The sequence below is a fragment of the Nitrospirota bacterium genome, assembly GCA_030684575.1.
Classification (GTDB): domain Bacteria; phylum Nitrospirota; class Nitrospiria; order Nitrospirales; family Nitrospiraceae; genus Palsa-1315.
The window spans coordinates 71,524-91,991 of record JAUXVD010000018.1; the positions used below are offsets into that span (position 1 = coordinate 71,524).

At 57.6% G+C, this 20,468-nt stretch carries 17 protein-coding genes; all 17 read left to right on the top strand.

The features are described from left to right. The first annotated feature begins 9 nt into the window (after positions 1-9). Positions 10-1,323 carry a DegT/DnrJ/EryC1/StrS family aminotransferase gene (locus tag Q8N00_13315; protein ID MDP2383771.1) on the top strand — a complete coding sequence of 438 codons (1,314 nt, stop codon included), beginning with the start codon at positions 10-12 and terminating at the stop codon, positions 1,321-1,323. After that, a complete protein-coding gene (locus Q8N00_13320; GenBank protein MDP2383772.1) occupies positions 1,307-2,032 on the top strand; it encodes an acylneuraminate cytidylyltransferase family protein in 726 nt (241 codons plus the stop codon). Before Q8N00_13315 ends, Q8N00_13320 begins: the two co-directional genes overlap by 17 nt. A gap of 3 nt (positions 2,033-2,035) precedes the next feature. Further along, positions 2,036-2,281: a hypothetical protein gene (locus Q8N00_13325; protein ID MDP2383773.1), complete on the top strand. Its 246-nt coding sequence runs from the start codon at positions 2,036-2,038 to the stop codon at positions 2,279-2,281. Then, positions 2,271-3,305 carry a DUF115 domain-containing protein gene (locus Q8N00_13330; GenBank protein ID MDP2383774.1) on the top strand — a complete coding sequence of 345 codons (1,035 nt, stop codon included), beginning with the start codon at positions 2,271-2,273 and terminating at the stop codon, positions 3,303-3,305. The genes Q8N00_13325 and Q8N00_13330 overlap by 11 nt, the downstream gene beginning before the upstream one ends. A gap of 42 nt (positions 3,306-3,347) precedes the next feature. After that, on the top strand, positions 3,348-4,958 hold the full coding sequence (locus tag Q8N00_13335; GenBank protein ID MDP2383775.1) for a radical SAM protein: 1,611 nt from the start codon (positions 3,348-3,350) through the stop codon (positions 4,956-4,958). 9 nt (positions 4,959-4,967) lie between these two features. Then, positions 4,968-6,023 carry an N-acetylneuraminate synthase family protein gene (locus tag Q8N00_13340; protein MDP2383776.1) on the top strand — a complete coding sequence of 352 codons (1,056 nt, stop codon included), beginning with the start codon at positions 4,968-4,970 and terminating at the stop codon, positions 6,021-6,023. Between the two features lie 130 nt (positions 6,024-6,153). Continuing rightward, positions 6,154-7,347, top strand: a complete 1,194-nt coding sequence (gene neuC / locus Q8N00_13345; protein MDP2383777.1) for a UDP-N-acetylglucosamine 2-epimerase — start codon at positions 6,154-6,156, stop codon at positions 7,345-7,347. Next, a complete protein-coding gene (locus tag Q8N00_13350; protein ID MDP2383778.1) occupies positions 7,286-8,188 on the top strand; it encodes an NAD(P)-dependent oxidoreductase in 903 nt (300 codons plus the stop codon). Before neuC ends, Q8N00_13350 begins: the two co-directional genes overlap by 62 nt. After that, positions 8,185-9,255 carry a polysaccharide biosynthesis protein gene (locus Q8N00_13355; GenBank protein MDP2383779.1) on the top strand — a complete coding sequence of 357 codons (1,071 nt, stop codon included), beginning with the start codon at positions 8,185-8,187 and terminating at the stop codon, positions 9,253-9,255. Before Q8N00_13350 ends, Q8N00_13355 begins: the two co-directional genes overlap by 4 nt. A 21-nt stretch (positions 9,256-9,276) precedes the next feature. Beyond that, entirely contained in the window at positions 9,277-11,922 is a 2,646-nt protein-coding gene (locus tag Q8N00_13360; GenBank protein ID MDP2383780.1) for a DUF115 domain-containing protein, read from the top strand. Positions 11,923-12,058: 136 nt separating this feature from the next. Next, entirely contained in the window at positions 12,059-12,754 is a 696-nt protein-coding gene (locus Q8N00_13365; GenBank protein ID MDP2383781.1) for a methyltransferase domain-containing protein, read from the top strand. Continuing rightward, entirely contained in the window at positions 12,751-13,854 is a 1,104-nt protein-coding gene (locus Q8N00_13370) for a sialidase family protein (protein MDP2383782.1), read from the top strand. Before Q8N00_13365 ends, Q8N00_13370 begins: the two co-directional genes overlap by 4 nt. 486 nt (positions 13,855-14,340) lie before the next feature. After that, positions 14,341-16,260, top strand: a complete 1,920-nt coding sequence (locus Q8N00_13375; GenBank protein ID MDP2383783.1) for a flagellin — start codon at positions 14,341-14,343, stop codon at positions 16,258-16,260. Positions 16,261-16,331: 71 nt separating this feature from the next. Beyond that, entirely contained in the window at positions 16,332-16,622 is a 291-nt protein-coding gene (locus Q8N00_13380) for a flagellar protein FlaG (protein ID MDP2383784.1), read from the top strand. 336 nt (positions 16,623-16,958) lie between these two features. Then, positions 16,959-19,286 (top strand): flagellar filament capping protein FliD, encoded by a 2,328-nt coding sequence (gene fliD, locus Q8N00_13385; GenBank protein ID MDP2383785.1) that lies wholly within the window; start codon positions 16,959-16,961, stop codon positions 19,284-19,286. 29 nt (positions 19,287-19,315) lie between these two features. Beyond that, positions 19,316-19,807 carry a flagellar export chaperone FliS gene (gene fliS / locus Q8N00_13390; GenBank protein ID MDP2383786.1) on the top strand — a complete coding sequence of 164 codons (492 nt, stop codon included), beginning with the start codon at positions 19,316-19,318 and terminating at the stop codon, positions 19,805-19,807. A gap of 18 nt (positions 19,808-19,825) precedes the next feature. Then, positions 19,826-20,212 (top strand): hypothetical protein, encoded by a 387-nt coding sequence (locus Q8N00_13395; GenBank protein ID MDP2383787.1) that lies wholly within the window; start codon positions 19,826-19,828, stop codon positions 20,210-20,212. Positions 20,213-20,468 lie beyond the last annotated feature (256 nt).

Sequence of the window (20,468 nt, forward strand, 5' to 3'; positions counted from 1 at the left end):
GAGACACCAGTGAAGAGTACCGCCACAGCCAGCAAGTTAGCGATCCTGGGAGGGGCGCCGGTCCGCAGCAAGCCTTTTCCTCCATACCCCACCATCGGGGATGAAGAAAAGAAAGCGGTGATGGAGGTCATGGACTCTGGACACCTGTCGAGTTTCTCTGCCAGCCGGCAGGGCTTCTTGGGTGGTGAACGGGTGCAAGCCTTCGAGGCGGCCTTTGCGGCCTATCATGCGATGACCTTCGGCGTCGCCTTCAACTCGGCGACATCCGGTCTGCATGCCGCCGTGGCTGCCTGTGGCGCTGGCCCCGGCGACGAAGTCATCGTGCCGCCCTATACATTTACGGCCACCGCGACTGCGGTGTTGCACCACAATGCCATTCCCGTGTTTGCCGACGTCGATCCGGTCACGTTTTGTATGGACCCCCGCTCGTTCGAGGCGGCGATCACGCCGCGTACCAAAGCCGTTATTCCCGTACATCTGTTGGGCCACCCGGCAGAGATGGACCAGATCATGGCGATCGCGCGCAAGCACAACCTGAAAGTAATCGAGGATTGCGCGCAGGCGCCTGGGGCGAAGTACAAGGGCCGCCTGGTCGGGACCATGGGGGATTGCGCCGTGTTCAGCTTCCAGGAAAGCAAGAACATGATGACCGGAGAAGGCGGAATGCTCATCACGAACGATCCTGAACTGGCCGAACAGTCGCGCATGGTACGGAACCATGGAGAGACCGTGATTGCCGGGGAGGCTCGCAAATATCTGGCGCAGACGATCGGGTGGAATTACCGCATGACGGAAATCGAGGCGGCGATCGGGCTGGTTCAATTGAAGAAGCTGGATGGCCTGAACGACCATCGGCGGATGTTGGCCCGCTATCTGCTCGATCGGCTTCCGGTGGTGGCGGGACTCCGCTATCCGGTCGAACCGTCACAGACCCATCACGTCTATCACGTATTCGGCATGACCTACGATGAACAGCGGATCGGTATTCCCCGGCAACGATTTATCCAGGCGCTCGTCGCCGAAGGCATTCCTGCCGGGTCCGGTTATCCCAGGCCGCTCTATCACAATCCCTTGTTCCAAGAGCGGATGGCTTACGGCAAACAGGGCTGCCCCTTCACCTGCCATCTCTATCAAGGGACCGTGTCCTATGCCAAGGGGCTCTGTCCCGTCGCCGAAGACCTCTGTGCCCAATCGGCGCTCTGGACCTTCGTCGTGCGTCCGCCCGCGACGACCGCGGACATGGACGACATCATCCATGCGTTTGAGAAAGTGGTCGAATCCATCCCCGAACTGAAGGAGCAGAGTCATGAAGCGACGATCTAGCGAATCACAGGGAGTGATTGGTGTCATTCATGCGCGAGGAGGTTCCAAGCGTATTCCCCTGAAGAACATCAAGATGCTCGCCGGGCGGCCGCTGATTTCCTACATGGTGGAGGCGGCGGTCGAGAGCCGGTTGCTCGACCGTGTGATCGTTTCGACGGACCATCCGGAGATTGCGCGAATCGCGCGCGAGTACGGGGCGGAGGTCCCCTTCATGCGGCCCGCCGATTTGTCGGAAGACGTGGCCTCCGAACTGGTGACGCAGCATGCCGTGCAGTTTGTCGAGGCGCAGGGCTACCAGGTCAAGATCGCCTTGACGATGCAGCCGACGACGCCCTTTTGCACGAGTGAGGATATCGATGCCTGTATCGCCAAGATGCTGGAGACGGATCTGGACACGGTGCTGACGGTCTGTGAGGTGCATGAACGGCCTGAATGGATGTACCGGCTCAACGGGGTGCTGGCCGTGCCGTTCACCGGCACTCTGGTCCAGGGAGACGCCGGGATCAGTCAAAAACTGCCGAAGCTCTACATCCCGAATGGCGCGGTCTGGGCGACGAGACGGGCGGTCCTGATGGACCAGAATCTCATTACCGGGCCCCATAGCGGGATGGTGATCATGTCGCGGGAGCGGTCGGTCGATATCGACGAACCGGTGGACTTTGTGACGGCAGAAGCAATGGCAAACGAACTGATGAAAGTGAGGGCCTAGATCATGGCGAAATTGATCGGCAACTATACCGTACCGGGACAAGAGGCAGCGAACGCGAAGCCGGGCCAGGCTGATGCGACCGAGCGTGAGAAGGCCGAAGGCGCGCATCAGGCGCAGGTATCCGAGTTCGAGCGCCGCGCGATGGGAAAGCTCGGCGGCAGCATCGCCTTCGTCATGAAGGGCAAGAACGTGCTCTGGACTGGAGATAAGGCGGCAAGCTCAAGCAAGGGGACCGGCAATGAAAAGTAGTCTGGATCGAGCCTGCATGGATCTCGTGGCCCAAGCGACGTTTCAGAAGACGGCGGAGATCGGCTTTGCCCATGCGAAGCAGAACCTGCCTTATATGAAGCAGACGGTTCTGGATTTACCGCCCAGCAGTCCTGAGAAGGGCACATCGGCGATCAGCATGGCGGCAGGACCGAGCTTGCATCGGCGCGAAACCATCCAGAAGATCAAGCAACTCAACTACCGCGGCACGCTGGTCGTCGCCGATGGGGCGATGGGCCATTGCCTCCGAAACGGAGTGATTCCCGATTATGTCGTCTGCGTCGATCCCCACCCGACCTGGATCATCCGGTGGTTTGGAGATCCGGATCTGGCCAAGCGGGCGGACGACGATTACTTTCGCCGGCAGGATCTGGATCCGGCGCTGAATACCAAAGAGCGTGAGCGTAACGATGAATTGATCCGGCTGGTCAATGAACATGGCCACAAGATCAAGGTCATCATGGCGACCTGTGTGGCGCCGAACGTGGTAGCCCGTTGCCGCGAAGCAGGGATGCCGCTCTATTGGTGGAATCCGATCTGCGACGACTACGATGCGCCGGACAGCCATACCAGGCGTCTCTACGATTTGACGGGCATGCCCTGCATGGTGACCGGTGGCAACGGCGGCGCGTCCGCGTGGATTTTCGCCAACGCCATTTTAGAGAAGTCTCCCGTGGCCTTCGTGGGCATGGACCTCGGTTATGCCCCAGGTACGCCGCTGTCCAAGACCCAGTACTACCATGAGTTGATCAAGTTCTATCCGAAAGATCGCCTGAACGAAGCCTACATCGAGATCCATAATCCCTACCTCAACGAAACCTGGTACACCGACCCGACCTATTACTGGTATCGGCAATGTTTTCTGGATGTGGTGAAGCAATCGGGATGGACTGCCTATAACTGCACGGAAGGCGGCACGTTGATCGGCGAAGGTATCGAATGGATGGCGCTGGATCAGTTCATCAAGGAACAGCAGGGAAGCTGTCAGCTCTCAGCCGTCAGCTGAAAGAAGGCTGAAGGCTGAAGGTGGAAAGCTAAGGAGAAGCATATGGCCAAAGTTCTGATTATCAATCCCGTGATTCGCGCCGAAGACGATCCCCGGCATGTGCCCTATGGGTTGGCACTGATCGCCGCGGTGGCGAATCGGGAAGGACATGAGATCCAGGTGTTCGACGCCAACGGCTGGCGTCCGACCGACGAAGAACTGATCGATGCCATCAAAGCGGATAGTTGGGATGCGATTGCCACCGGCGGCATCACGACCGCCTATGGCTACATGAAGAAGAGCGTGGAGTTGGCTAAGCAGTATGCGCCCAATGCGCTCATTCTGATGGGCGGCGGCGCCTTGACCGCCATGCCTCGTGACATCATGGGGTTTTGTCCTCAAGTCGATATCGGAGGCGTCGGGGAGGGTGTGATCACCTTCCCGGAGATCCTGAAAAAGATCGACGAAGGCCGGGACCGGACGAGCGATTGGTCCGATGTCCAGGGTATCATCTGGCGCAACGAACAGGGCGAGATCAAGCTCAATGAAGAACGGCCGCTGCTTCAAGATATCGACAGCTTGCCATTCCCGATGTACGAACTGTTTCCGCTCGACATCTACTTCAAGAACTCCTGCATTCTCTTGTCGGAAGAAGCGATGCTGGCGAAGCGGCGGCTGGACATCAATATGTCCTACGGTTGCTCCCTTATCTGCAAGTTCTGCTTCCATCTCGGGCTGACCGGCGACATGAAATATACGGATCAGGAGCAGGCGGATGGCGGCGACGTCGTGTTCAACAACGACCGCAATATCCGCTGGCATAGCCCTGAGTTCGTGGTCCGGCAAGTGAAGTATATGAAGGACCGTTTCAACGTTGATTTCGTCTCGTTCCTCGACGAGAACCTCATGACCATGCATGTGTCGACGAAGAAGAAGTGGCTGTTCGAGATCTGCGACCTCTGGATCAAGGCCGGGCTCCAGCCGACCTGTGTGAGGGACGGCGTACCCCATGATCCCAAGACCTGCGACGGCGTCCATTGGGGCGGGACCAGCCATGCGACGCTGGCCTATCCGGAGGTGTTGCAGGCCATGCACAAGGCAGGCTGTACCTATCTGGATTATGGTTTGGAATCGTTTTCTGACCGCGTACTCAAGACGATCGGCAAGGGTGCGACGGTCAAGACGAATGAACGTTGTTTGAAGATTACGATGGAAGCCGGTATCAGACCGATTCCCAACCAGATCGTCGGCTTCCCCGATGAGTTCTTCGACAGCCTCTATGACAACATGGCCTTTTGGGACCGGATCGGCATCATGGTCAAGCCGTTCTTTGCGACGCCCTATCCAGGGTCCGAGTGGTACTACACCTACAAGGACAGGATTTTGGAACAGTACGGGGGCAGCTTGGAGGCCTTCATCCTGGATGTCGGGGATGCCACGAAGATTACGGCGGTGATCTGCCATAACTTCAATGCGGTCGAATTACTCGGACTTCGTGAATTGATGCTCCAGCACGACGTCAAGCGAATCAAAGAATACGAGGTCTACTGGCGCTCTATTCATGGCGAACCCAAGTTTGCCAAGGAAGTGTTGGCAGCCAAGGCGAAAGGCGAAGCGGCTCCGCCACTGATACAGCTCGTGCAACTGGAACGGAAACTGGTCACGGCAGCGTAGGAGGCATCTATGACAACCGTATGTAGGACGAAATTGCAGAGCATCAGAATCGGTGGGCGTGAAATCGGAGATGGCCAGCCGCCGTTCGTCATTGCCGAAGTCGGCATCAATCATAACGGAGACGTGAACCTGGCCAAGCAGATGGTGCATGCGGCGAAAGAGGCCGGCGCGCACTGCATCAAGTTCCAAACACATCTTACCGGTAAGGAGATGATCCACACGCAGATGACGCCCGGCGCCATCAGCAAGGAACCGCTGTGGGACATCATCCAGCGTTGTGAATTGACGGCGGTGGAGGAACGGGCGGTGAAGCGGCTCTGCGACGAGGTGGGGATCCTGTTCCTGTCCACTCCATTTTCACGGGAGGCGGCCGATCAACTGGAGGAATTGGGGATTCCGGCCTACAAAATCGGCTCAGGCGAGATCACGAATCTTCCGCTCATCGAACATGTCGCGAAGAAGGGGCTGCCGATGATCGTCTCGACCGGCATGACCGAGTTGGACGAGATTGCAGAGACGGTGAATCTCATCGAGCGCTACGACGTGCCGTTGATCCTGTTGCAATGCACCTCCACCTATCCGACGGCCTATGCGGATGTGAAGTTGGGGGCCATCCAGGTGTTGCGAGAACGGTTCGGCGTGCCGGTCGGCCTTTCCGATCATTCGGTCGGTATCTACACCGCGCTCGGCGCAGTGGCGAAAGGCGCCTGCGTGCTGGAGAAGCATTTCACGACCAGCCGTCAGTTGCCGGGGCCTGATCAGGGCCTCTCCCTCGAACCGCATGAACTGAGAGAACTCGTGAAGGGGGCGGATGCCGTCTATCAGGCTCTCGGCTCAGAGAAAGCCATCTTGGGCAAGGAGCGTCCGGTGCTGGGATTCGCCCGTGCTTCTGTCGTCGTCATCAAACCGGTCGCCGTCGGGGAACGGTTCACGGGAGACAATCTCTGGGTCAAGCGTCCCGCAGACGGGGAGATCCCCGCGCGTGAGTATAAAAAACTGCTCGGTCGGGTTGCGAAGGTGTCGATGCAACCGGATCACCAGATCAAGTGGAACGAAGTCGGGTGATAGAGACTGATGATCTTCTGTGCTCGCGCAACGCGCGCCCTCGGAAGGGCCTCGTTGCACGCGCGCAGTCGAAGATCCATCAGTCCCCATCACTAAAAGGGTAGTAAGCGAGTTTGGAGGGAGCATCTGTATGCGTACCATCGCTATTGTCACCGAACGCCGTGCGGACTACAGCCGGTTCAAGCCGATTCTTGAGTTGATCCGAGAGGACCCGGATCTCGATTACAAACTGATCGTGACCGGCATCTCTTTGATGGCGGAGCATGGCCGCGACATTGACGTAATCAAGCGGGACGGCTTTACCATTGAAGCGACGATCCCGATGTTTCTGGACCAGGCGCCGGACACAGGGGCAGAGATGACCAGGGCTATCGGTCGGGTGCTTCCCGGGTTGGTCGATCTGTTCGAGCGGCTCCGCCCGGACATCATCCTGTCGGGATTTGATATCGGAGCCAATTTTGCGGCAACCGTGGCCGGCGCGCACATGAACATCCCGGTGGCCCATATTCAAGGCGGAGAAGTCACGGGCAGCATCGACGAGTCGCTTCGTCATGCCATGTCGAAATTCGCCCATCTGCATTTTCCCGCCACAGAGGACGCGGCTCAGCGTTTGATCCGTATGGGAGAACATCCGAAATCTGTCTTCGTCGTCGGTTGCCCTTCCTTGGATGTGGTCTTGCACACGCCCGTCGTCTCCAAGTCTGAGGTGCTAGCAGCTCATGGGCTCGATCCGGAACAGCCCTATGTCGTCATCCTGCAGCATCCGGTCACGACGGAAGTTATGCAGGCGGGAGAGCAGATCCAGGAGACCCTGGCTGCCGTGCAAGAGATGCGGATCCAAGGCGTGCTCATCTATCCGAATAACGATGCCGGCGCACAACAGATCATCCAGCACATCAAGCAGAGCCGCATCGCCGTCGTGCGCAGTCTGCCTCCTGAGGGGTTCGTGAATCTGGTCAGGTATGCGGCGGCGCTCGTCGGGAACTCCAGCAGCGGGATCCACGAAACCGCGAGCCTGGGTGTGCCGACCGTGAACATCGGCAGCAGGCAGCAGGGGCGTGAACGGCCCTGTAACGTCTTGGATGCGGGCAATGACCGCGAGGCCATTAAACAGGCGCTGGATGTGGCCCTCTACGACGACGCCTTCAAGGCCAAGGTTGCAGAACGGGTGAATCCCTATGGTGATGGCCATTCGGCAGAACGCATTGTTCGTATTTTAAAGACCGTATCGCTGGATAACCTCATTCAGAAAAGGTTTTACGATGGCGAACCAGACTATCGCAGTGATCGGGGGGACAGGATTTATCGGCAGGCATGTGCTTGAAGCCCTGACCGCGCAGCCGGTCAGAGCGCTCGTGCATCGCACCCAGCCCTCATGGCTGAAGGGTCTTGACCATGTCGAGTCGATACAAGGGGACATCTTCGATCCCGCAGCGCTCGATGGTCTCTTGCACGGCTGTGAGGTGATGATCAATCTGACCGGGCAAGTCGAAGGTCCGGTGGATCGGTATCTGGACGTCAACGTGAGAGGGACGCTCAATCTGGCACAGGCCTGTCTTCGGCAGGGTGTGCCGCGCGTGATCCATGCCTCCTCCGCGCTTGTGTATGGCGATGTCCTCAATGCCACGGAAGAGAGTCCCTGTCACCCCTTCTCCCCCTACGCCACCATGAAATGTGCGGCGGAAGACATCCTCTGCTCGCTGCTCAGTCCGACGACAGAGGTGATGTGTTTCAGACTGTCGAACGTGTATGGCCCGGCTCAGACCAAGGGATTGATTCCCTATCTCTTGAACTGTATCCGCAACCGGCAACGCATCTCCATCGATGCCGATGGGGCGCAAACCAGAGACTTTGTCTATGTGAAGGATGTGGCTGCGGCGTTTACGAAGGCCCTGACGGTGCCTCACTGGGTCGACCGCGTCAACATCGGATCAGGCGTGCCCACCAGCGTGATTACGCTCTTGCGCCATATTGAAGAAGTGCTGGAGCTTCCCGCCGTCGGACAATATTGCCCGGAACATACAGGCGGTGAGCGGCGCAATACGGTATCAATCGAGCGGGCGGTGGCTTTGTTGGCCTGGAAGGCCACGACCACGTTGGATGAAGGATTGCGCGCAATCCTTCGTGCGCAGACGCTCACCGTTCATCATGAGGTGGCGGCATGAGGCAGTTCATCGAAGGTAAGACCATTCTCGTGACCGGGGGGACCGGTTCCATCGGGTCTGAGATCGTGCGACAACTTCTTACCTACGATCCCAAGATGGTCCGGGTGTTGTCCCGCAGCGAGCACATGCAATATCAGTTGATCCAGGAACTGGGCCGTTTGCCGAACCTCGTCTGTTTCATCGGGGATGTGCGAGACCCCGAACGGTTGAACCGCGCGTCGGTCGAAGCGGACGTCATTTTTCACGTCGCCGCGATGAAACATGTGCCCCTCTGTGAGTTCAACGCCTTCGAGGCCATCGAGTCCAACGTCATCGGCGCGCAGAACGTCATTAACGCCGCCATCACGAATAAAGTGAAACAGGTCATTGCGATCAGCACGGACAAGGCCGTGAATCCGATGAACGTGATGGGCGCGACCAAATTGCTGGCGGAAAAACTATTCACGAGCGCGCACCACTATGCCGGTGTCAGCGGGACCAAATTCGCCTGTGTCCGGTTCGGCAACGTGTTGGGGTCCCGTGGCTCCGTCGTACCAGCCTGGATCGACCAGATCGTCAAAGGCCAGCCGGTGACGATTACCGATCCGGATATGACTCGCTTCTTCTTGTCGATTCCGCAAGCCGTGAGTCTGGTTTTCAAGGCGATGAACCGCATGGTCGGAGGGGAGATTTTCATCTTGAAGATGCCGGTGTTGCGTATGGGGGACCTGGCTGAGGCGGTCATTCAACATTTTTCGCCAGATCAGGGCTTCGATCCCGCGGCCGTCGAACGAAAGATCGTGGGGATCAGGCCTGGAGAAAAGATGTACGAACTCCTCATGACGGAAGATGAATCGTCGATCGCCTTGGAGGTGGACGAGATGTTCATCATCCCGCCGCACATCGAAATCCCCCATCGAGGCCTGAAGCGCCGCACCTATGAAGGCGCCCAACCGGCACCGACGGCCGGATACGACTCCCGGCGCGATCTCCCTTTGGGGCGGCGGTCGATTCTCCAAATGTTGCAAACAGTATTTCCCGAAAGAGTCAGGCGTCCGAGCCCCCATCGTGCCGCCCTCACGGCATAGTCTTATCGAAAGGATTCTCCCATGAGCTTCCTCGAACAGAACCTCGCCATCATGGACACTCGCGATCCTGAGTTGGCGGCGCTCATGCGCAGCGACCTCGATTGCAGCCATATCGAAGTTGTTCCGTCCCATCAGCCTGAGGTGATGACTGCGAGGGTCACGCGGCCATCCGGTGAACAGGTCCTGCTCCATAACATCGAAGACCCGATCGGCAGCGCCGTCCGCTCGGCTGAAAAGCAGGAAATGAAAGCTGCGAATGGGTCGATCCTGCTCGGGTTCGGGCTGGGATACTTGGCCATGGAGCTGGCGAAGAAGGTAGAAAAGAAACATCCGATCATCATCTGCGAAGCGGACCCGGCTATGCTGAAAATCGCGTTGACACAGACGGATCTCACCACGGTGTTGGAATCGGATTACATCCGAATTCTGGTCGACGCTGAGATCGATCTGCCAAGCTGGATTCATAGACTGTCGGTCAAGTTTATGACCGCCAAGGTCGACGTGATTTCCTATGGCCCTTCCATTCGACTCTATCCTGACATCTACGAGAGGCTGACGCAGATTGCGCACAAGGAATCGATGGCGATCGTGTTGAACCGGAACACGACCCTGAAGGCCGGAGCGCGCATGATGGAAAATGTCCTGTTGAATTTCCCTGATGTCTTGCGGTCGTCCGGCGTCAAGCAGCTGGAGAACTTATTCCAGGGGAGACCGGCGGTGCTGGTCGCGGCTGGTCCCTCGCTGGAAAAGAATATTCATCTGCTTCGAGAGTTGCAGGGGCGGGCGGTGATCATTGCGGTCGATACGGCGCTGCGGCTACTGCTGCCGTTGGGCATCAAGCCGGATATCGTGACCACGATCGATTTCAATCAGGTGAATTTTCAAAAGTTCGCCAACGTGCCGATCGATCAGGATATCTCGCTCGTCTATCACCCTGGAGGTTATTACGAAAGTATTCGTGCCTTTCAGGGGCCACGGTTCACCTCGTCATGGGTGCCGAACCGGATCCCTGCATGGCTCATGCAGTATCTGGAGGGTAAGGGGGCCCTCTCGTGCGGCACGACGGTGGCGCATATGTCGTTCTTCCTTGCGCGGCATATGGGATGCGACCCGATTGTGTTCATCGGGCAGGATCTGGCCTTTCCGAAGAATCAGGTGCACGCGAGCGACCTGTCCCTGTGGGATATCAATACCACTGAGATGGACACCATTGAGGACATCTTCGGTGAACCGGTCGGCAGCATGACCTCCTTCAAACATGCCATCTACTATTTTGAGAAGGCCTTCAAGGAGACTCAGGCGACCATTATCGACGCGACCGAAGCCGGAGCGAAAAAGCAGGGTGCCCGTCCCATGCGTTTACGCGAGGTCATTGACGAATACTGCAACCTCCCTCCGTTGAACATCAAGGGGATGTTGCGGGACGCAGCCAGGACGGTGGAGAGTGCGCGAACGGCGGAGTTGCTGAGGGAGACGGACTTCATTAGTTCGGAGCTTGGTTGCATCACGAAGGAATGCCGGGACGTCGTATCGGTGTCGAGGAAGTTAAAGGTCAAAATCGATAAAGGCGAGATGGAGGATGAACAGTTCTGCAGGCTCTCGGAGACGGCCGAACGGCTCACTCAACAGATGGACAGCCATGGACGGGCTCTCTATCTCATGGGGGAGCAGAACTATGCGCTGGAGCTGTACATGATGCAGCATGATGTGGAGACGATCGACGAGATTGAGGACACAGATCAGAAGATTACAAAACAGGTGGAGCGAGCCGCGGTGTACTACCCCAGTGTCGCCCGTGCCGCAGCGAATTTTAAAAAGCCGCTCGATCGGTTGATTGATCGTCTGAAGCGTGCCCATGAGTTGGCGCTGCAGCCGCTTGGTTCCGATGCGACAGCGGAAGATTGGTATCAGCGTGGACTTGCCTACGGCAAGATCGATTACGGGAGAGAGGCGCTTCAGTCCGTTCAGGAGGCCTTGGCGCGCAATTCCGATCATGTGCCGACCTTAAAGTTTGCCGCACGTCTGTTCCTGGACGGCAATCGGACGGGTGAGGCCCTCGCCATATTAGAGCGGTTGAGAGGGCTCGTGCGTACCGATCGTAAGCTGGATGGATTGGTGCGAGATGCACAGGCGAAGCACCAGGCTTGGGAGGCACGCACGGCTCGTTTGAAAGCAGAGTTCGAAGGGAAGGTCCGAACAGAATCCCTTGAAGAGGCCGGATGGTTCTATTACCGGACGAAAGATTATCGGCGGGCTGTTTCCCTGTTAGCGCAAGCGGTCTTGAAGCACCCGACTGCCGAAGGTTATGCGAAGCTGGGCCATGCCAGGTTGAAGCTGGAACCGCCGGATGGCGTGGTCGAAGCCTGGGAACAGGCCCTGGCGCTCGATCCGACCCGCGCAGACCTATATAAGGCGATGGGGGACTTGGCCTTAGAACAAGGGTCTGAGGATCAAGCCGAGGCCTTCTTTTCCGAGGCCTGCCGTTTGGAAGAAGATGACCTCGACGCCTATGAAAAACTGGCGCGCCTCTATCTGAAACGTGGAGCCTATCTGGAAGCGGGAAGCTGTTACGAGAAGATGCTTCGCTTGGTGCCCAATCGGACGGACCTCATGCTACAAATCGCGGCCCTCTATCAACGACAGGTTGCCATGGCGACCACCCAATAGTCGTGAAAGATGAAACGTCAAACGAAACAATAGGTCATCCATGCTCGTCGGCTGTCCCTTTTGTCATCATACCCAAGCGACGTGTTATCGCGAGAAGCAACCGTTGCGGGTCAGCAATGGTGAATCTCGCAATATTATGAGGTGCGACGACTGTGGGCTGCTCTATTCGGATCAGCGGTTGGGCGTCAACGAGTCGAACGAGTATATTGCGCAGCACGGCGTAGGGGCAGATGGTGTTGCTCGTTCGTTCGGCAATCCTCGCGTCGGATTTACAGAACAAAATCCTCTTGTCCGCTTACTGGAAGGTGTCGAGAGAAAAGGGCGGGCGCTCGATATCGGAACCTGGTGCGGCAGGCACACCTATCTCTACGAGGCGCTGGGGTTCGATTCGTATGGATTGGAGGCGCATCAGGAAGCCGCTGCATTTGCGCGCAGTAAGGGGTTACAGGTATCCCATGGGGCATTCCCGGACGACGTGCCACGAAAATTGCTGAGCGGTAAGTATAAACTGATCTCCATGTTAGACATGCTGTACTACTTGCACGATCTGCAAAAGAGCTTCTTGAAAGTGCGGAAAATGCTGAAAGACGACGGGGTATTCGTCATTACCTGTCATCAGGGGTATTCGTCCTATTACGATGAGAGTCAGGGCAATTCGTATTTTAGCCGCTACGGAGACTATGTACAGGGGATTCCCACGTTCAATGGATTGCAATATTGTCTGGAGAAATCCGGATTCAAGATTTTGAAAAGCGGTGGTATCGCGTTTGGTACAGTCGTTCCTGCTCAGGGGGCTGACCTCTTTTGCATTCTGTCTGGTAAGGCATCATGAAACCGCCTGGTTCACAGCCTTTGCCCCTTGCCGTTCTTGAGACATTCGTCGTCTATAAGGGGCGTCAGGATGAGGCCTTGTTTCCAGGTCTCACGAGGGCGGCGAACGGGGATCTCTTCGTCAGTTTCTGCACCCAGTTCGATTGCCAGCCTGGCGGAGAAGCGTTTCTGATTCGTTCCAGGGACGAGGGCCGGACCTGGGACCGCCCTGTCACTCTGGTGTGTTCAAAGAAGCCGGACGGTTGTATCAACCTGTCGGTGGGTCTGACCACTCTCAAGGATGGCACGGTCCTCTATCCCTGCTGCGATACCAGGATCACTCGTAAATGGGACCAGCATGAAGCCGATCTCTTGATATTGCGTTCCCACGACCATGGAACAACATGGTCAGATCCGGTCCCGATCCATACCGAAGTGATCGAGCCCTTTGCCTATGGGAAAATTATCGAGCTGAGCAATGGAGATCTCCTCTGTCCGGTCTGGGGGAAGCGGCAATCCAATGAGCCTTGGCGGACAGGCCTGGTCCGTTCCCGAGACGGCGGCCAGACATGGGGAGAGCACGTCACCATAGGATACGACCCCAATACGAAGGTCCCACAGCCTCAGGACGAGATCGTGCATTGTGCGGGTTTCAATGAGGCGTCGTTGGTGGAGCTTCCTGACGGGCATGTTATGGCCGTTCTGCGTCAGCAGGGAGTGGGACCGGATGTGCGACAACTGTTCCAGAGCCTGTCTTCTGATGGCGGCCATATCTGGTCCTCACCTCAGCCGATGCCTCTGTGGGGCACCTCTCCCTCGCTCCATCTGACGGAATCAGGACTGCTCCTACTTGGATATCGGAACCACATGGGAAATCCCCAACGGCTTGCGGCGCCAGGCGTCGGGATCAGTCTGAGCCAGGATTTCGGCGCGACATGGACTGCACATCGATTACTCGACGATCCCCAAGGCCATTCATATCAACATGAATTTGAAGCCGGTTATCCGGCATTTCTCGATCTGGAGGGAGGTCGAGTGCTCGTTGTATTCTACAGTTTTGATCCGGCCCTCACGTATCACCGCTATCTAGCCGCCAATCTCCTCGACCTCTCAGTCTGCTGAAAATAGGCGGGGTGGCTAGGACGATCCCTGTGCTCGCGCAACGCGCGGCCTCAGAAGACCCTCGTTGGACGCGCGCAATTGGGATCATCCTAGCCACCCCTGTGTGAGAATGTCGCCTGCGGCCTTGCTGGACGAACGTTTTGAGCATCCTGCCAGCTGTTTTTCCATTTCCTCGATACGAAAAACCACGAAACCAGAAACTCGAACCAGGCCTTCGAGCAAGGCGTCACCTTCGCGTCTCACGCCCCGATCGACGAATCTGCACCAACCGTCACGAACCGACACAACCGTGCACTAGGCCCAGACGCCTCTAAAGTTCGCCAGGCCATTGTCCGATACACAGTCCATGCAAACTCATGAACACAGGGAAAGGAGGCAACAGGCGAGCAGGTCCCGGTGCAATGAGATGACACCCATCAGGCCGACGACATGGATGTTGCGGCATTTTAATGTTCTTGTACGGTATCAGTCACGGAGGAATTTCCAATGGCGTTAACAGTCAATACCAACATCCCCAGCTTAACGGCGCAACGGAATTTGGGTAACAGCAACGACATGCTGGCCAAGTCGTTGGAGCGTTTGTCCTCAGGTCTTCGGGTCAACCGGTCTGCGGACGACGCAGCCGGACTGTCGATCGCGACTAAGTTGAACATGCAGTCACGGGGCCTTCGCGTGGCCGTGCGGAACGCCGGCGATGCCGGGTCTTTGGTCAATACGGCGGAAGGAGCCTTCAACGTCGCTACCAACATCATCGGCCGGTTGCGTGAACTAGCCGTGCAGGCGGCCAGCGATACGAACACCGCTCAAGATCGTGCGACGTTGGGTGGTGAATCCAAATTGCTGGTCGCGGAACTGAATCGTCTGGCCAGCACGACGGAATTCAACGGGTCTTCGTTGTTGGACGGTTCGTTCTCATCCGGGAAAATCCAGGTGGGCGCCAACGCCGACCAGACGATCTCCTTTTCGTTGGGCGATGTTCGCGCGGCCCAGCTCGGAAAGTTTGCGGCCTTCTCCGTGGATATCGATAATGGGATCGGCTCGGCCGGGGGGAGCCAACAGAGCGGGTATGGGAACATCACGGCCGGGGAATTCAATATCAACGGCCAGTTGGTTGGGGCGACTGCCGGCACGGACGACCAGGTCTCGGTGCTGGAGCTGTTTTACAACAGTACCGGTGGCACGTTGCGGTTAGGGGATGGGACGGTCGGAGCCTCCGGCGCAACTGCATCGATGGGTACCTCTGCGACGACCGGAAACATCGCAAACCAATTAGCCTCTGGCGTCGGAGCCTTATACATCAATGGCACGGCGATCACCAGCCTCGCAACTGTGGATGGTCTCTCTGCCGCTTCCGGAACCAGTTCGCCTTATTCGACGAATAGCCAGTTCGTCTCGGCCTTTGTGGCGAAGATCAACGCGGCGGGAATCACGAATGTGACCGCGCGGCAGAACGCCGACGGCTCCACCTATGCGTTAGTCGCAGCCAAGGGCACCGATATCAAATTGGCCTACAGCAATACCGCGAACGTCTCGATGGGGTCCCAATTCAGCAGCATCGGATTGGCAAGCCAAGTTGTCGGGTCCGGTAACGCGACGAGCGAGGTCAGCACCTACAACGGCCAGTCCGGCGCCATCTCAAAGGCCGCGGCCATCAACAACGTCAGAGGTAAGACTGGGGTGGCCGCGGTGGCCGTTCCGAACGTATTTTCCCAACTAACCGGTGTGGTGGCCGGTACGCTCTCGGCCAATGCACTCTTCATCAACGGCTTCGCGATCGATGCGACGACGAACATCCTCGCAGGCGATAGCACGGGCGTCTTACGTGCGGCGATCAATGCCAAGACGGCTTCCACGGGGGTCACCGCGAGTGTGAGTACCGGAGGGGCATTAATTTTGACGGCCGCGGACGGGCGGAATATTTCCGCCTTCGTCGGGACGTCTGAGGCGGCTACGGTCACCGCAGCCAGCCAGGGAGTCAACATGTACAGGGGCGCCGTCAGGATGACGTCGCAGTCGGACGTCAGTTTCACCGGGAGGACCACGGACATCGGGTCTGCCTCCACGGGCGTGCCCTATACGACGGACCTCGAAAATTCATTGGCCGTGATGGATATCGGCACCCAAGCCGGAGCCAATACGGCGATCATGTCTCTGGATGCGGCCCTTGCGCAGATCAGCAAGGTCCGGTCTGACGTTGGAGCTTTGCAGGCCCGGCTGGACCTGACCACGCAAGCCCTGAACGTTTCTGCGGAAAATCAAGAGGCGGCGGCGGCTCGAATCAAGGATGCGGACTTCGCCTACGAAACGGCGCAATTCACGCGAAACCAGATTCTGGTGCAGGCCGGCACGGCGATTCTGTCGCAGGCGAACAGCACCTCGCAGATCGCGTTACAGCTTCTGAAGTAGCAAGTCAGACAGGGAGGAGGCGCGGGCGAGTCAGCCCGCGCCTCCGCTCTTCTGCATCATGAGGTTCAACCATGGTTGACAAAATTGATAGTAATATCCCGGTCGCCATTCAGACTCGTCCGATCGAGCGCGCCAATGTTCCGGAGGCGAAGCCCTCGCCAACCGTAAAACATGCGCCGGTCGTTGCGGCGGCGACGTACGACTTCCAGTTCCGTGTGAATCCTGAGACAGATGAAATCACCGCCACGATCGTCGATCCGCAAACCAGAGTGGTCATCAGAGAAATTCCCGCCAAAGAAATGCAGGCTGCGTCCGACGTGATCCGGAGACTGATCGGCCCGAGGGTCGATAGGGTCGTGTAAGCAGGATGCTGGACAGGTTACCATTCTGGAACCGCTGATCGGTGAGCGATGAATGCTGAATGCCGGCCGTGGAGACCGGCATGTCGTCTGTCCAGCGCGCATCCGTCCACGTTCATCGTTGGCTAGGCGGCCTTGTCGGTGAGCGTTGTGAGCATCCTGCTGTGTAGGCAAAATTTTCCCCAGATGTTCGCCATCGACGCGCAGAAAACCTCGAGCTTCGGACCTCGAACCTTCGTCAATCTTGTTTGTACTGCTCGTCCAGCCCGTCTCGCATAGTGGCTAATCCCTTAAGTTTCTTCGCTTCCTGCCGATAAAGACTCAGGGAAGGGAGCAAACATGGGCATTACCTCGACAGGATTATCCTCCGGGATCAATTTCGACCAGCTCATCCAGCAAGTGCAGGACTCCCAGCGCCGTCCCGTCGTACTGCTACAGTCCAGGCAGGCGACCTACCAGAAAGAAATTACCGCGGTGCAGAGCGTCAGCATCAAACTCTCCACCCTGCTCGCCGTGGCCAGTTCCGTCAACAATCCGGCCAACTTTAATACCAATACCGTGTCTGTCGGGAAGACCACGACCGGCATCTCGCTCCTGTCTGCGACCGCCAACAGCACGGCAGCGAAGGGGACCTATGCTGTGTCGGTGAAACAGCTGGCTCAGGGCGCCAAGGTGGCGGCCGATGGATTCGTCGATCAGAACACGTCGGCTGTTGCGGGAGCAGATGGGACCTTCCGCTTTAAAGTCGGCAATTCCGGGACGGAATACACCGTCCCCGTGACGTCCAGCACGACGTTGCAGACGCTACGGGACGGGATCAACACCTTGGGCGGCAGTGTGATCGCCACGATCATCAACGACGGGACGGGATCCAATCCCTACCGGCTGGTACTCGCCGCCAATGAGGGCGGTGTCTCGAACAACATCACTATTACGAACAACGACACGTCGCTGGATTTTGCCAATAAGAAGGTTGAGGCAGCCTATGCCGTGACCGGAAATAGCTTCGCCGGTACGATTACCTCGAATGCCGGCAACAATTATACCGGCTCGACGAGTAAGACCTTCCTGATCCAGGCCGTGACAGACGGGGCGCCGGGCGCCGCAACCTATAAATACTCCATCGACGGCGGTCTCACCTACTTGGGCTATGGGGGCGTTGCGTACGATGGGGCAGCCGGGACCGGGACCTCCGGGGCCGGTATCGTGGCTGCCACAGCCGCGACCGCGATCGACGGTACCGGGACCACGAACGAGGGCGTTCAGATCGACTTCGGGGCGACCGGCACCCTGGCCTCGGGCGACCGGTTTTCCGTGGATGTATTCGCACCCATCCTTCAAGCCGGACAAGATGCTGTGGTGGTCGTGGACGGTACCACCTATACCAAATCGTCCAACAGGATCACGGACATCATTCAAGGCGTGACCTTGAATCTCTTGCAAGCGGATACGGCGAATGCCGTCACGGTTGCGATCTCGTCGAATGCCTCAGGCGTCGTGGATAAGATCAAGAACTTTGTGAATGCGTACAATGATTTCAATACCTTCCTCAATGGGCAGCTCAATTTCAGTTCAACCGGCAGCCAAGCGAGTCCCTTGCTCGGAGACACGGCCCTGCGCGGGATACAACGTCAGCTGAAAGACATCGTGAGTGGCCAGATTCCCGGCCTCACTACGGGCAAAGCCAACATGTCTCAGATCGGAATCACGTCCAACAGCAAGACCGGCGCATTGGCAGTCGACGAGGCGACGTTATCCTCTGCTGCCAGCTCGGATCCTGAGGGGGTGCGACGGATTTTTCTGGGAATCGGCACGCCCAGCAATAGTGCTATTTCCTTTGCCGGACTGACGGTCAAGACCGCTGCCGGACGTTATGGGCTCAATATCACCGCGGCACCTCAGAAGGCCTCCCTCGGTGGCGCCACGGATCTAAACTTTCAGGACCTATCCGCAACCGGATTGACGCTTCCTGAAGCGTTAAGTTTTACCTACAGCGGCGACTACACGGCTACGATTCCGAGCTCCTCATCCTTCAGTGTGACCCTCAGTGCAGGCCAGAGAATCAACGACATCGTCAGCGCCTTGAACAGCGCGTTTGCCACAAATGGAGCCGGTCTTTCGGCCTCCAATGACAGCGGTCGGGTCAAAATCACCTCAAAGGACTATGGCGCAGATGTCCGTTTTAGCATGGTCTCCGACCAGGCAGGCGTGATGCAAACCGGCATTGGGTCGGTCGGACTCACGGCGCAAGGAACCGACATCGCGGGCACGATCAACGACCGTCCGGCGACCGGCAAAGGCAATGTGCTGACCAGTAAGTCAGGATTCGCCGAAGACGGTCTGGCGATCAGCTCGGAAAGCACATTGACCGGTCTGTTCGGCGCCATCGATGTCACAAGGGGAGTCGGGGACCGGCTCGTCTCATCCCTGGCCACTTATACGGATCCCTCCGTCGGCATCCTGGCTGCAAAATCAAACGGGCTGCAAGGAACTGTGGATCGGATCACGAAGGATATCGATAAGTTTAATGCCCGTATCGATCAAGAGGGACAGCGATTCCGAGAGCAACTCGTTCGATTGGAGTCGCTGCTCAATAAGTTTCGGACGACGAGCAATTATTTGAGCAGCGTCGTGGCGAAGCTGCCCACGTTTGGATCAGGAAAATAACCGTTCGACGTATTGAAGGAGGAACGCGTGTGAGCCTGTCGAGTAACCCCAATGCCATCGCGATGTACATGACGGGCAATGTGACCCAGTCCGATCCGGCCCAGATCATCGTACTGCTGTACGAAGGGGCGATTTATCGGATCGGGCAGGCGATACAGGAGACCGACAAGCAGAATACGCTGTCCTCCGGTATTGCCATCTATCGAGCCTTGGCCATCATCGGCGAGCTGCGCAAGTCGCTCAATCTCGAAGAAGGTGGCGTGATCGCACGGAACCTCGACCGGCTCTACCTCCATATGCACGAGGAGCTGGTCAAGGGGCACCTTGCGCGGAAGCCGGAACCGCTGGAGAGGGTCCGTACCCTGTTGACCGATTTGAATAGCTCCTGGAGGCAGGTAGCCGTTCAAGTCAAGACGCTCAGCGATGCAGGGACCGGCGCACCGCCTCTTCCCGCAATGCCGGCGGGTCTTTCGGCCTATGCACAGCCAGACACCACTCCTCGCCTTGCCCTGAAGGCGTGACATGTTAAGAGGTAGACGATGATGTCGTTGCAGAGTCTCGAAGCACAATATCGCGCATTTATGGTGCAGTTGGAACAGAGCCAGGCCTCGATTGCCAGTCAAGACCTGGATGGTTTGGAAGCATCGGTACAGGCAATCGATCAGGCGCTGATTCGGTTGGCCCAGGTGTCCGCTCAACTCGCGGGGCGGCCCATGTTACCGGGCGAAGATCAGGCATGGGACAGTCTGGCCGATGCCATGAGACAGGCCTTGGTTCGTGCCGAGCAGAATCGCGAGCTGATTCAGCAGTGGATGGGGCAAACGCAAGATACTTTGGCGCATATGAGCGCCGGTGGTCGAGCCGTGAGTGGGTATGCCGCATCCGGGATGTCGAACGCTGTGGAGTTTCTCAGCGCGCGAGGGTGAGTGAGCGCAGGTCGAGGCGGTTGGATGGCTGAAGTCCGAAGGCTGAAGGTTTGGGATCGAATCTCGGAACACTTCAGCCTTCAGTCTTCTGCCCTTCTCTCGCGCAGCTGTCACGAACGCCGTAGAAAGAACCATGGGCATTGAATTCAGCCAGATCCACAATCTGGTTCGCACCTATCAGAGGATCTTGCCGGGGCCGGCGGTCCGATCGTCTGACGAAGATAGAGACGTTGCAGAGGCGGAGGATCGGGTGTCG

Coding starts and splice junctions, on each gene's coding strand:
- fliD (MDP2383785.1), top strand. CDS start 16,959: ATGGGCATTACCTCGACAGGATTATCCTCCGGGATCAATTTCGACCAG.
- Q8N00_13380 (MDP2383784.1), top strand. CDS start 16,332: ATGGTTGACAAAATTGATAGTAATATCCCGGTCGCCATTCAGACTCGT.
- Q8N00_13335 (MDP2383775.1), top strand. CDS start 3,348: ATGGCCAAAGTTCTGATTATCAATCCCGTGATTCGCGCCGAAGACGAT.
- Q8N00_13350 (MDP2383778.1), top strand. CDS start 7,286: ATGGCGAACCAGACTATCGCAGTGATCGGGGGGACAGGATTTATCGGC.
- neuC (MDP2383777.1), top strand. CDS start 6,154: ATGCGTACCATCGCTATTGTCACCGAACGCCGTGCGGACTACAGCCGG.
- Q8N00_13375 (MDP2383783.1), top strand. CDS start 14,341: ATGGCGTTAACAGTCAATACCAACATCCCCAGCTTAACGGCGCAACGG.
- Q8N00_13330 (MDP2383774.1), top strand. CDS start 2,271: ATGAAAAGTAGTCTGGATCGAGCCTGCATGGATCTCGTGGCCCAAGCG.
- Q8N00_13355 (MDP2383779.1), top strand. CDS start 8,185: ATGAGGCAGTTCATCGAAGGTAAGACCATTCTCGTGACCGGGGGGACC.
- Q8N00_13360 (MDP2383780.1), top strand. CDS start 9,277: ATGAGCTTCCTCGAACAGAACCTCGCCATCATGGACACTCGCGATCCT.
- Q8N00_13320 (MDP2383772.1), top strand. CDS start 1,307: ATGAAGCGACGATCTAGCGAATCACAGGGAGTGATTGGTGTCATTCAT.
- Q8N00_13365 (MDP2383781.1), top strand. CDS start 12,059: ATGAGGTGCGACGACTGTGGGCTGCTCTATTCGGATCAGCGGTTGGGC.
- Q8N00_13325 (MDP2383773.1), top strand. CDS start 2,036: ATGGCGAAATTGATCGGCAACTATACCGTACCGGGACAAGAGGCAGCG.
- Q8N00_13370 (MDP2383782.1), top strand. CDS start 12,751: ATGAAACCGCCTGGTTCACAGCCTTTGCCCCTTGCCGTTCTTGAGACA.
- Q8N00_13395 (MDP2383787.1), top strand. CDS start 19,826: ATGATGTCGTTGCAGAGTCTCGAAGCACAATATCGCGCATTTATGGTG.
- Q8N00_13340 (MDP2383776.1), top strand. CDS start 4,968: ATGACAACCGTATGTAGGACGAAATTGCAGAGCATCAGAATCGGTGGG.